Source organism: Bacillus massiliigorillae (assembly GCF_000380245.2).
Classification (GTDB): Bacteria; Bacillota; Bacilli; order Bacillales; family DSM-1321; genus Bacillus_AD; species Bacillus_AD massiliigorillae.
On sequence record NZ_HG428747.1, the window covers coordinates 143481 to 155737 of the forward strand.

The window sequence follows — 12257 nt, forward strand, 5'->3', positions numbered from 1 at the left end:
ACATTATTTTTTTTAGTGTAATGACTAAATGACGATAAGGATCTTTACCACTAGAATATGTCTCAATACGATTGTATTTCATTAAAGCAGTATGAATTACTTTTCGCTCATATGAAGGCATAGGCTCTAAGGCAACTTCTTTTTTTGTTTTGAAAACTTTTTGAGCCATTTTTTCTGCAAGATTTACAAGCGTATCATTTCTTCTTTGTCGATAATCTTCAGCATCTAACAGAATAGTTAAATACTGCTTTGAATGGCGATTTGCCACCAACTGGGTTAACAATTGAAGAGAATTTAACGTTTGTCCTCTCTTACCAATTAGCAATGCAATTTTACTACCTGATAGTTTAAAGGTAATGACTTTTCCATCTACTTCGGCTTCAATCACTACATCTAACCCCATATTCGTAGTTACTTTTTGCAAGAAAGCTTTCGCTTCTTCAATTGGATTAGGTTGCAAGGTAACCTTAACAGCAGCTTTACGTGAACCAAAAAGTCCAAACAACCCTTTCTTTCCTTCATCTAGTATTTCAATTTCAACACGATCTCTTGTTGTATTTAATTGAGCTAAAGCTGATTCTACTGCTTCGTTGACATTTTGTCCTGTAGCAGTTAATTCTCTCACTTTTTCGCTCCTCCTGCTTTAGCAGTAGCTTTTTTCAAGTCTGGTCCTTTAATCAAGTACGTTTGTACAATCATAAAGATGTTACCAACTACCCAATATAATGATAGTGCTGCTGGGAAGTTGACTGCAAAAACAACGATCATAATCGGCATTAACCAAAGCATCATTGCCATTTGAGGATTACCCTCTTGGCCAGCCATCATTAATTTTTGCTGAATAAATGTTGTAATACCAGCGACAATCGGCAAAATGAAATACGGATCTTTATCTCCTAAATCAAACCATAGGAAACTATGATTCGCAATTTCCTGTGTACGCATAATTGCGTGATAGAAACCAATTAAGATTGGCATTTGAACAATTAGTGGAAGACAGCCTGCCAATGGGTTTACACCATGCTTTTGGAATAAAGCCATCGTTTCTTGTTGTAATTTTTGTTGTGTTGCAGCATCTTTAGAAGCATATTTTTCTTTAAGCTTTGCCATTTCTGGTTGAATAGCCTGCATCGCTTTCGTGCTTCTCGTTTGCTTAATCATTAAAGGTAAGATTAATAAACGAACTAGGATTGTAACGACAATGATACCTAGACCAAAGTTATTCCCCAGTGCATGTGAGACAGTTGTAATCACTACAGAAAGTGGGTAAACAATAAACTCGTTCCAGAATCCTTCACTTTTATCAGTAATCGGTACGCCTGTTTCCGTACATCCTGCTAACAGGAACATTACAGAAGCGATACCAACCATAAGCAATATTCGCTTTTTCAAACGTTTATTCCTCCTTATTGCTTGTAACTTTAGTATAGATTTATATATTTATTTGAAGGGGAAAACTTGTCCTACAATAAGCTCACTGAATATAGATCCTTTATGTAAGGGCTTTCCTCTTAAAAAATAAATTTATTTTGTATTTTATCATTTATTTTTAAACAATTCTTCAGTAGAAAGAAAAATTATTGCATTTTTTCTCTTCTGGAATGTTTTTTTAATGCTTTTCCTTTTCGAAGGGCATGAGCCAAACTGCTTTTTACTTCATGAAAATCCATTTGTGCAGCAGGCTTTCTAGCAATAATAACATAATCCCTCTGAGTTACTAGATCATCTTTCATTTCTAAGAAGGATTGACGTATATATCGTTTAATTTGGTTTCTCATAACTGCGTTACCTATCTTCTTACTCACAGATAAACCAATTCGAAAATAATCCTGCTCTTCCTTCGGCAAGATATATATCACAAATTGTCTATTCGCAAATGATTCACCTTTATGAAAAACTTGTTGAAATTCTTCATTCTTCTTTATTCTAAATTTCTTTTTCATTATACACACCTTCAAGTTATATCAATCCCGTTTGTAAGAGAAAAAGCCCTAAGCTGAAAAAAGACCACTGAGAGTTATCAGTGGCCTATGCAGATAATACTTTTCTACCTTTACGACGACGAGCTGCTAACACCTTACGTCCGTTTTTAGTGCTCATGCGTGCACGAAAACCGTGAACTTTACTGTGTTTACGCTTATTTGGTTGATAAGTTCTTTTCATTATATGACACCTCCCTGAGGATTACAGTTACAGACAGTCTTACTAATTATATAGATGGTATATAAAAATTGTCAACCGAAATCAAAAAATAGTTTTTAACGGCCTTTTACTTTCTACACATTCTCTGCAAATTTTCTTTAGGACTTTTCTTATTTTATAACATGATTCAGCGAACTGCGCATACCTTTTATTTTTGGCATTCTGACGAGTTTCTACACCATTTTCTCTTCTTGTGGATAATTTTTATACCTCTTTTTCATTATCCACAACACTATTAGACAAGTTTTTCACAAGTTAAATAGTTGGTGATAACTTTTTACTAACAGCCATGCATAATGTGGATAACTTTTAATAAGCATTGCAACTCCTTGATTTATTTGATATTATATTAATGTTTTCACTCTGAATAACTTTATCCACAAAAACATTTATCCACAGACTGTGAATAACTTGTGGATAGTTATTTACAGGTGTGTACAATTACTTGTCCACATATTGTGGATTTTGTCGAAAAACCAAATTACTTCTTATATATAATTTATCCACAAGTATGTTCTATTGTGGTTATTCCATGAGCTCTGAAGAATTTGATTTCATATCCCTTATTGTATCTTGAAATCCTTTTCGTATTCTCACGTATTCCGCTTTGTGTGAATCAGTAAGTACGGTAAAGCAAACCATAATGCAAAAATGAAAGAAATATACAGATAGACTATATTCTTAAAAAAAGGAGGGTTTACGTTGGAGAATATTGATTCTTTATGGGATCAAGTATTACACCAAATGGAGAAAAAGGTGAGTAAACCTAGTTTTGAGACCTGGTTGAAATCAACAAAAGCTTCTTCTATACAAGGAGATACACTCACCATTACGGCTCCAAATGAATTCGCTAGAGATTGGCTTGAAGGACGGTATACTCACTTAATTTCTAGTGTTTTATATGAGGTTATTGGCGAAGAACTACTAGTTAAGTTTGTCATTCCTCAAAATCAGCATACCTCTGATCTTGATTCGATTAAGCAAGCTGAGAAAAAAGGCAAGAAACGTGACGACGATCATGCTGATTTTCCTCAACATATGTTAAATAATAAAAATACTTTTGATACGTTCGTTATCGGATCCGGAAACAGATTCGCTCACGCAGCATCGTTAGCTGTGGCTGAAGCACCTGCCAAAGCCTATAATCCGTTATTTATCTATGGTGGAGTTGGACTTGGAAAGACGCATTTAATGCACGCAATTGGTCATTATGTATTAGAGCATAATCCAGCTGCAAAAGTTGTTTATTTATCATCAGAAAAATTCACAAATGAATTCATTAACTCGATTCGTGATAATAAAGCTGTCGAATTTCGTAATAAATACAGAAATGTTGATGTATTACTAATAGATGATATTCAATTTCTTGCTGGAAAAGAACAAACACAAGAAGAATTTTTCCATACTTTCAACACACTTCATGAAGAAAGTAAACAAATTGTTATATCAAGTGACCGACCTCCGAAGGAAATTCCAACACTCGAAGATCGATTACGTTCTCGCTTTGAATGGGGTTTAATTACAGATATTACTCCTCCTGATTTAGAAACAAGAATTGCTATCCTTCGTAAAAAAGCAAAAGCTGAAGGTTTAGATATTCCAAACGAAGTTATGCTATATATAGCAAACCAAATTGATTCAAACATTCGTGAATTAGAAGGTGCACTTATTCGGGTAGTTGCTTACTCATCGTTAATTAATAAAGATATTAATGCAAGCCTAGCTGCAGAAGCATTAAAAGATATCATTCCTAGCTCTAAGCCAAAAATCATTACGATTTATGAAATTCAAAAAGCTGTTGGCGAACAATTTAATGTAAAGTTAGAAGATTTTAAAGCGAAGAAAAGAACAAAGTCTGTAGCTTTTCCTCGTCAAATTGCTATGTACTTGTCTAGAGAATTAACCGATTCTTCATTACCCAAAATTGGTGATGAATTTGGTGGTAGAGATCATACAACTGTCATCCATGCTCATGAGAAAATCTCGAAATTAGTACAAACAGATTCTCAACTTCAACATCATTTAAAAGAAATTAATGATCGATTGAAAGCATAAACGCTAACTGAATACTGTTGATAACAAGCTGAGGTTTATACACAGTCTGTCCACATGTGGATAGACTGTTTTTCCTTGATAAAATTATAGTTATCCACATATCTACAGGCCCTACTATTACTACTACTATTTTTTTTAAAAAAGAATTATATATCATTCATAAAATAAGGAGGATCATGATGCAATTCATTATTCAAAGAGACCGATTAGTAGAAAGTGTACAAGATGTAATGAAAGCCGTTGCTTCAAGAACAACGATTCCCATCTTAACAGGTATAAAAATTACCGTAACAACTAGTGGTGTTACATTAACTGGTAGTGACTCAGATATTTCGATTGAATCATCTATTCCATTAGAAGAAGAAGGTAAGGTATTAGTAGAAATTAAAAAAGCGGGAAGTATTGTTTTACCTGCTAGATTCTTTAATGAAATCGTTAAAAAACTACCAATGGATGATGTAGAAATTAGTGTTGAAAATGGGTTGCAAACCATTATCCGTTCTGGAAAAGCCGAATTCAGCTTAAACGGATTAGATGCAGATGAGTATCCTCATTTGCCACAAATTGAAGAAGAAAATATTATTACTATTCCAACTGACCTATTAAAAACATTAATTAGACAAACTGTTTACGCAGTGTCCACGTCAGAAACACGCCCCATCTTGACAGGTGTCAACTGGAAGATTGAAAACGGTGATATGATCTGTACTGCAACAGATAGCCATAGGTTGGCTCTACGTAAAGCAAAAGTAGAATCAAATACTGTCGAAAGCTATAATGTAGTTATTCCGGGAAAAAGCTTAACAGAGCTAAGTAAAATATTAGATGACTCACAAAATCCCGTGAGTATTGTTATTACAAATAATCAAGTTTTATTTAAAGCGGAGCACTTACTATTTTTCTCAAGATTATTAGAAGGCAACTATCCTGATACTTCTCGCTTAATTCCTGCTGAAAGTAAAACGGATATCGTTGTTAATACAAAAGATTTCCTTCAGTCAATTGTGCGTGCTTCACTATTAGGAGAAGGGAAAAATAATATTGTAAAGCTTTCTACAATTGAACAATCTGGTGTGGAGATTTCTTCAAATATCCCTGAAATCGGAAAGGTTGTTGAAGAAGTACAAGCGGAATCAATCAATGGGGAAGATTTAAAAATTTCTTTTAATGCGAAATTTATGATGGACGCTTTAAGAGCGCTAGAAGGTACTGAAATTAAAATCAGTTTTACTGGTGCAATGAGACCATTTTTAATTCAACCACAACATGACGATTCAATGTTACAATTAATTCTTCCGGTAAGAACTTATTAAAACAATTAAAAGCTGTTAGTTTCCGCTAGCAGCTTTTAATTATTTATTGAAAGTAAATTTAACCTAACTTTTGTGCATATTAAAATTACTAGTATTAAACTAGTTTTCTTTGTGTATTTAGTTAGCTTTTAGTAAAATGAAGTATTAGAGATGATTAAAGAAAGAGTGTATAAATATATGGATACAATCTCAATTTCAACCGAATATATTACATTAGGTCAGTTCTTAAAAGTAGCAGATGTTATTCAAAGTGGTGGAATGGCAAAATGGTTTTTAGCCGAACACGAAGTATATATAAATAATGAGTTGGATGTAAGAAGAGGACGTAAACTGCGTGCAGGTGATGTAGTTGAAATACCTCAAATAGGTAAATTTCTTATTAAGTGAAGTTTTTTTTCTCCCTAACACTTATTATTTTAATAAAATATTAGGTGAATCGGGGTAAAAGGAGCAAAGTAAAGGAAACGATTGTATGTACATTGAATCACTTAAGGTGAAAAATTACAGAAATTACGAAAAGCTAGAAGTGAGCTTCGAAAATAAAGTGAATGTCATTTTAGGAGAGAATGCTCAAGGTAAAACAAATATCATGGAATCTATTTATGTGTTAGCGATGGCAAAGTCTCACCGAACATCAAATGATAAAGAACTTATTCGTTGGGATGAAGAATATGCTAAAATAGAAGGAAGAATACATAAAAGAAATTCAACGATTCCACTTGAATTAGTTATTTCGAAAAAAGGTAAAAAAGCCAAGTCTAATCATATTGAACAGCAGCGCTTAAGCCAGTATGTTGGAAATATGAACGTCGTAATGTTTGCTCCTGAAGATTTAAACCTTGTAAAAGGAAGTCCTCAAGTAAGACGGCGATTTATTGATATGGAAATTGGACAAGTATCAGCTCTATATTTGCATGACTATAGCCAATTCCAAAAAATACTTCAACAAAGAAATCATTATTTAAAACTGCTGCAAATTAAGAAACAGACAGATCTAGCCATGCTTGATGTTTTAACGGAACAGTTTATTCAATATGCCGTCAAAATTATTGAAAAACGATTTCAGTTCCTTACCCTATTACAAAAATGGGCAGAACCGATTCATGATGGTATATCAAGAGGCTTAGAAACGTTAAAAATACAGTATAAACCATCGGTAGATGTATCAGAATCAATGGATTTGTCGACAATGATTGATAAATACACTGAAAAATTTATCAAAATTAAACAAAGAGAAATAGATCGAGGAGTTACCCTTTTTGGACCCCATAGAGATGATCTTGCTTTTATAGTAAATGGGCGAGATGTACAAACATTTGGATCTCAGGGACAACAAAGAACAACAGCTCTATCACTAAAATTAGCAGAAATTGAATTGATTCATGCTGAAATAGGTGAATACCCTATTTTACTACTCGATGACGTTTTATCTGAATTAGATGATTATCGTCAATCACATCTTCTTAACACGATTCAAGGTAAAGTACAAACCTTTGTTACGACTACGAGTATTGAAGGAATAGATCATGCAACATTACGCGCGGCAGCTACTTTTCATGTTATTCAGGGAGATATGAAACAAGTAAAATAGAGGTGTCATGATGTATATCAGTATTGGTGGTGAGGTTGTTATAAAATCTAAGGATCTTGTTGCAATCCTTGACCAACATATAGTCCACGAATCAAAGATTATGAGAGATTTTTTGAGAAAGACGACGGAGCATGTTGCTGAAGCAACAAAGGATACGTATAAATCAATCGTAATAACAACAGACAAGGTATATTTTTCACCTTTGTCTTCTTCAACCCTGATTAAGCGCACCTATTAATATGCTTACCTTGATAAATAGGTCATGTTATAAGGGTGAACGGAAAGATTATTAATGAATTCTCATAAGGAAATTCAAATAAAAAGTGCAGGTGATACGAATTGACAATGGATCAAAAGGCTGATCAAGAACAAACATATGATGCGAGTCAGATTCAAGTATTAGAAGGTCTTGAAGCGGTTCGGAAGCGTCCTGGAATGTACATTGGATCAACAAGTGAAAAAGGTCTACACCATCTAGTATGGGAAATTGTTGATAATAGTATTGATGAAGCATTAGCAGGATACTGTAACGAAATTAAAGTAACAATTGAAAGTGATAATAGCATTACCGTCCAAGATAATGGTCGTGGTATTCCAGTAGATATTCAGGAAAAAATGGGTCGACCAGCTGTAGAAGTTATTCTTACAGTCCTTCATGCTGGAGGTAAGTTTGGTGGCGGAGGATATAAAGTATCAGGTGGACTTCATGGTGTTGGTGCATCTGTCGTAAATGCCTTGTCTACAAAATTAGAAGTATTTGTTCATAAAGATGGGAAAATTTATTACCAGCAATATGCAAAAGGTGTTCCGGTTGCTGATTTAAAAGTCATTGGTGAAACAGATACGAGTGGAACAATTATAAAGTTCTGGCCTGATGGCGAAATATTCACTGAAACACTTGTTTACAATTACGATACCTTAGCTACTCGTTTACGCGAGCTTGCTTTCCTAAATAGAGGTATAAAAATCATCATAGCTGATGAACGTGAGAATAAAAAAGTGAATGAATATCACTATGAAGGCGGAATTGTTTCTTACGTTGAGCATTTGAATCGCACGAAAGAAGTACTTCATGAAGAGCCAATTTCTTTAATTGGTGAACGTGATGGTATTTCAATCGAAATTGCATTGCAATATAACGATAGTTATACAAGCAATATTTATTCTTTTGCTAATAACATTCATACGTATGAAGGTGGTACGCATGAAGCGGGCTTTAAATCAGCACTAACACGTGTTATTAATGATTATGCTCGTAAACAAGGAATGATTAAAGAAAATGATGCGAATCTTTCAGGAGATGACGTTCGTGAAGGATTGACGGGTATTATTTCTGTTAAGCATCCAGATCCTCAGTTTGAAGGGCAAACTAAAACAAAATTAGGTAATAGTGAAGCTAGAACAATTACTGATTCTATTCTTTCAGAAAAGCTGGAGAAATTTATGCTTGAAAATCCAGTGGTGGCTAAGAAGATTGTCGAAAAAGGATTAATGGCTGCTAGAGCTCGAATGGCTGCAAAGAAAGCCCGTGAATTAACGCGAAGAAAGTCGGCTTTAGAAGTTTCAAGCTTACCTGGTAAGTTGGCTGATTGTTCGTCTAGAGATGCTTCTATTAGTGAATTATATATCGTTGAGGGTGACTCAGCGGGTGGTTCAGCTAAACAAGGACGTGACCGTCACTTCCAAGCCATTCTACCTTTACGTGGTAAAATTCTAAATGTAGAAAAAGCTCGATTAGATAAAATTCTTTCTAATAATGAGATTCGTACAATTGTAACGGCTCTTGGAACAGGAATTGGGGAAGAGTTTGATATTACAAAAGCTCGTTACCATAAAATCATTTTCATGACCGATGCCGATGTTGATGGTGCACACATTAGAACGCTACTATTAACGTTCTTCTATCGTTACATGAGAAGTATCATTGAGCATGGCTATATTTATATTGCTCAACCACCTCTTTACAAAATTACGCAAGGTAAAAAGATGGAGTATGCATACAATGATAGACAGCTTCAAGAAATTTTAAACACATTACCTGAAACACCAAAGCCAGGTTTACAGCGTTATAAAGGTCTTGGAGAAATGAATCCAGAGCAACTATGGGAAACAACAATGAATCCTGAAACAAGGACATTGCTACAAGTTTCACTTAAAGACGCAATTACTGCCGATGAAACGTTCGATATGTTAATGGGTGATAAGGTCGAACCACGTCGAAACTTTATTGAAGAAAATGCGGTTTATGTGAAAAACTTAGATATATAGAAAAAAGCAGGATAGCACCATCTATCCTGCCTTTTACATAGCAACGAAAAAAGATAAAGCAAATGCTTTCAAAGGGAGGTTTTCTCCATGTCGGAAAGAGTAGTGGAAATTAACATTAGTCAGGAAATGCGAACATCATTCTTAGATTATTCTATGAGTGTAATTGTTTCACGTGCACTTCCAGATGTCAGAGACGGTTTAAAACCAGTACACCGTCGTGTTTTATATGCAATGCATGATTTAGGTATGCATTCTGATAAAGCATACAAAAAATCAGCTCGTATCGTTGGAGAAGTAATTGGTAAGTATCATCCACATGGTGATTCTTCGGTTTATGGAACAATGGTTCGTATGGCGCAAGACTTTAACTATCGTTATATGCTTGTTGATGGTCATGGTAACTTTGGCTCAGTTGACGGTGATGGAGCGGCCGCGATGCGTTATACAGAAGCACGTATGTCAAAAATCTCAATGGAATTACTGAGAGATATCAACAAAGATACAATTGATTATCAAGATAACTATGATGGTTCAGAAAGAGAACCAGCTGTGCTACCATCTCGTTTTCCAAACCTTTTAGTGAATGGTTCATCAGGAATCGCTGTCGGTATGGCTACTAATGTACCGCCGCACCAACTTGGAGAAACGATTGATGGTGTATTAGCAGTATCGGAAAATCCAGATATCACAATTGATGAACTAATGGAATATATTCCAGGTCCTGATTTTCCAACAGCTGGATTAATTCTAGGTCGTAGCGGAATTCGTAAGGCTTATCAAACAGGAAGAGGGTCTATTACTCTTCGCGCTAAAGTAGAAATTGAAGAAAAACCAAATGGTAAGCAAACAATTATCGTTACTGAAATTCCTTACCAAGTGAATAAAGCAAAACTTGTAGAGAAAATTGCTGAATTAGCACGTGATAAGAAAGTTGATGGTATTACAGATTTACGTGATGAGTCTGACCGAAACGGTATGCGAATTGTTATGGAAGTTCGTAGAGATGCTAATGCTAATGTAATTTTAAATAATCTATATAAACATACAGCTTTACAATCTAGTTTTGGTATTAATCTTCTTGCATTAGTTGATGGACAACCAAAAGTTTTAAATCTTAAACAGTGTCTTGTACACTACTTAGATCATCAAAAGGTTGTTATTCGTCGTAGAACGGAGTTTGAACTTCGAAAAGCGGAAGCTAGGGCTCATATTTTAGAGGGATTACGTATCGCATTAGATCATCTTGATGAGGTTATCGCTCTTATTCGTAGCTCACAAACAACTGACATTGCAAAAGAAGGCTTAATGACTAATTTCTCTTTATCTGAAAAGCAAGCGCAAGCTATTCTAGATATGCGTCTGCAACGCTTAACAGGTTTAGAGCGCGAAAAAATTGAAAATGAATTTCAAGCTTTAGTAGCGTTAATTGAGGAGTTAAGAGGCATTCTAGCTGATGAAGAAAAAATCCTAGAAATTATTCGTGTGGAACTTCAAGAAATTAAAGAGCGTTTTAATGATGAAAGAAGAACGGAAATCGTTCTAAAAGGCTTAGAAAGTATTGAAGATGAGGATTTAATTCCACAGGAAAATATAGTTGTTACATTAACTCAAAAAGGGTATATTAAACGACTACCAATTTCTACTTATAAAGCCCAAAAACGTGGAGGTAGAGGCGTACAAGGTATGGGTACGAATGAAGATGATTTCGTAGAACATCTTTTAACAACAAGTACACATGATACTATTCTATTCTTCACGAACAAAGGAAAAGTATACCGTGCAAAAGGATATGAAATTCCTGAGTTTGGTCGTACAGCTAAAGGATTACCTATTATTAATTTGTTAGAAGTAGATAAAGGTGAGTGGATCAACGCTATTATCCCTGTAAGTGAGTTTAAGGAAGATAATTTCTTATTCTTTACAACTAAGTTGGGGATTAGTAAACGTTCACCACTAGATTCTTTTGCTAACATCAGAAATAACGGACTAATTGCCTTAGGATTAAAAGATGAAGATGAACTTATTTCTGTTAAATTAACAGATGGAAATAAAGATATTGTTATTGGTACTAAGGATGGTATGATGATCCGTTTCCCTGAAACAGATGTACGTTCTATGGGACGAACAGCGACTGGTGTTAAAGGTATTACTCTTCGTGGTGATGATGAGGTTATTGGAATGGAACTTCTTGATGAAGGAGCGGAAATTCTAATTGTCACTCATAATGGGTACGGAAAACGTACTAATGAAAAAGAATACCGAATCCAAAGTCGAGGCGGTAAAGGTATTAAAACATGTAATATCACCGATAAAACAGGTAAACTTGTTGCCATCAAAACTGTAACTGGTGAAGAAGATTTAATGATTATTACAGCAGCTGGCGTTATCATTCGTATGGCGGTTTGCGATATTTCTCAAACTGGTAGAAATACGCAAGGTGTAAAACTTATTCGTCTAGATAGCGATGATAATGAATTTGTCTCTACTGTGGCTATTGTAGAGAAAGAAGACGAGTCAGATGTTGAAGAAGATATGTTAGAAGAAGAATCTTCAGGCGATCAAGAGATTGTAGAAGAATAAAATGAAGCTACTAATCCTTTCTGAGTAAAGAGGATTAGTAGCTTTTTTATTTGTTAATGGAAGGATAAAGTGAATTAAATAAATTTAATATTCTAACTTTAATAAAAGACTTGCGTTTTATGTATAACGATTATATAATAATAAAAGTCGATAAGGGCTTAACTAACTGGTCAAAAAAACTTGTTGACAAGGAAAGAATAAAATAGTAAAATAATAAAAGTCGTTAAGATAAACGACCTAATCGTTCA

The 12257-nt window shown here is 34.5% G+C and carries 11 protein-coding genes; 7 read left to right on the top strand and 4 right to left on the bottom strand.

Annotated elements, in window-relative coordinates; translation table 11 throughout:
- The 4 genes from jag to rpmH form a co-directional block, all read right to left on the bottom strand.
- The coding region (jag, locus tag TX86_RS24410) for an RNA-binding cell elongation regulator Jag/EloR (RefSeq protein ID WP_081707832.1) at nt 1-625 on the bottom strand (625 nt) is incomplete at its 3' end.
- Nucleotides 622-1350, bottom strand: a complete 729-nt coding sequence (gene spoIIIJ / locus TX86_RS24415) for a YidC family membrane integrase SpoIIIJ (RefSeq protein ID WP_439096922.1) — start codon at nt 1348-1350, stop codon at nt 622-624. The genes jag and spoIIIJ, both read right to left, overlap by 4 nt.
- A gap of 227 nt (nt 1351-1577) precedes the next feature.
- Nucleotides 1578-1943, bottom strand: a complete 366-nt coding sequence (rnpA, locus tag TX86_RS24420; RefSeq protein WP_042352986.1) for a ribonuclease P protein component — start codon at nt 1941-1943, stop codon at nt 1578-1580.
- A gap of 85 nt (nt 1944-2028) precedes the next feature.
- On the bottom strand, nt 2029-2163 hold the full coding sequence (gene rpmH, locus TX86_RS24425) for a 50S ribosomal protein L34 (RefSeq protein ID WP_019243402.1): 135 nt from the start codon (nt 2161-2163) through the stop codon (nt 2029-2031).
- A gap of 741 nt (nt 2164-2904) precedes the next feature.
- Between rpmH and dnaA the strand changes: the two genes are divergently transcribed.
- The 7 genes from dnaA to gyrA all read left to right on the top strand — a co-directional run bounded on the left by dnaA (nt 2905) and on the right by gyrA (nt 12009).
- The gene (gene dnaA, locus TX86_RS24430) at nt 2905-4257 is read left to right on the top strand and encodes a chromosomal replication initiator protein DnaA (RefSeq protein WP_042352988.1); all 1353 of its coding nucleotides are present in this window, start codon (nt 2905-2907) and stop codon (nt 4255-4257) included.
- 179 nt (nt 4258-4436) lie between these two features.
- A complete protein-coding gene (gene dnaN, locus TX86_RS24435; RefSeq protein ID WP_042352990.1) occupies nt 4437-5570 on the top strand; it encodes a DNA polymerase III subunit beta in 1134 nt (377 codons plus the stop codon).
- Between the two features lie 177 nt (nt 5571-5747).
- Nucleotides 5748-5957, top strand: coding sequence for a ribosome maturation protein RlbA (rlbA, locus tag TX86_RS24440; protein ID WP_042352991.1), 210 nt, complete (start codon nt 5748-5750; stop codon nt 5955-5957).
- Between the two features lie 85 nt (nt 5958-6042).
- A complete protein-coding gene (gene recF, locus TX86_RS24445) occupies nt 6043-7161 on the top strand; it encodes a DNA replication/repair protein RecF (protein ID WP_042352992.1) in 1119 nt (372 codons plus the stop codon).
- A gap of 10 nt (nt 7162-7171) precedes the next feature.
- Nucleotides 7172-7399, top strand: a complete 228-nt coding sequence (gene remB, locus TX86_RS24450) for an extracellular matrix regulator RemB (RefSeq protein WP_042352994.1) — start codon at nt 7172-7174, stop codon at nt 7397-7399.
- A 107-nt stretch (nt 7400-7506) separates the two neighbouring features.
- Nucleotides 7507-9429 (top strand): DNA topoisomerase (ATP-hydrolyzing) subunit B, encoded by a 1923-nt coding sequence (gyrB, locus tag TX86_RS24455; RefSeq protein ID WP_042352995.1) that lies wholly within the window; start codon nt 7507-7509, stop codon nt 9427-9429.
- Nucleotides 9430-9516: 87 nt separating this feature from the next.
- On the top strand, nt 9517-12009 hold the full coding sequence (gyrA, locus tag TX86_RS24460; RefSeq protein WP_042352996.1) for a DNA gyrase subunit A: 2493 nt from the start codon (nt 9517-9519) through the stop codon (nt 12007-12009).
- The last annotated feature ends 248 nt before the right edge of the window (nt 12010-12257 follow it).

Excerpts from the sequence above, each read along its gene's own strand:
- spoIIIJ (WP_439096922.1), bottom strand. The coding sequence starts at position 1,350 with ATGTTCCTGTTAGCAGGATGTACGGAAACAGGCGTACCGATTACTGAT.
- rnpA (WP_042352986.1), bottom strand. The coding sequence starts at position 1,943 with ATGAAAAAGAAATTTAGAATAAAGAAGAATGAAGAATTTCAACAAGTT.
- rpmH (WP_019243402.1), bottom strand. The coding sequence starts at position 2,163 with ATGAAAAGAACTTATCAACCAAATAAGCGTAAACACAGTAAAGTTCAC.
- dnaN (WP_042352990.1), top strand. The coding sequence starts at position 4,437 with ATGCAATTCATTATTCAAAGAGACCGATTAGTAGAAAGTGTACAAGAT.
- rlbA (WP_042352991.1), top strand. The coding sequence starts at position 5,748 with ATGGATACAATCTCAATTTCAACCGAATATATTACATTAGGTCAGTTC.
- recF (WP_042352992.1), top strand. The coding sequence starts at position 6,043 with ATGTACATTGAATCACTTAAGGTGAAAAATTACAGAAATTACGAAAAG.
- remB (WP_042352994.1), top strand. The coding sequence starts at position 7,172 with ATGTATATCAGTATTGGTGGTGAGGTTGTTATAAAATCTAAGGATCTT.
- gyrB (WP_042352995.1), top strand. The coding sequence starts at position 7,507 with ATGGATCAAAAGGCTGATCAAGAACAAACATATGATGCGAGTCAGATT.
- gyrA (WP_042352996.1), top strand. The coding sequence starts at position 9,517 with ATGTCGGAAAGAGTAGTGGAAATTAACATTAGTCAGGAAATGCGAACA.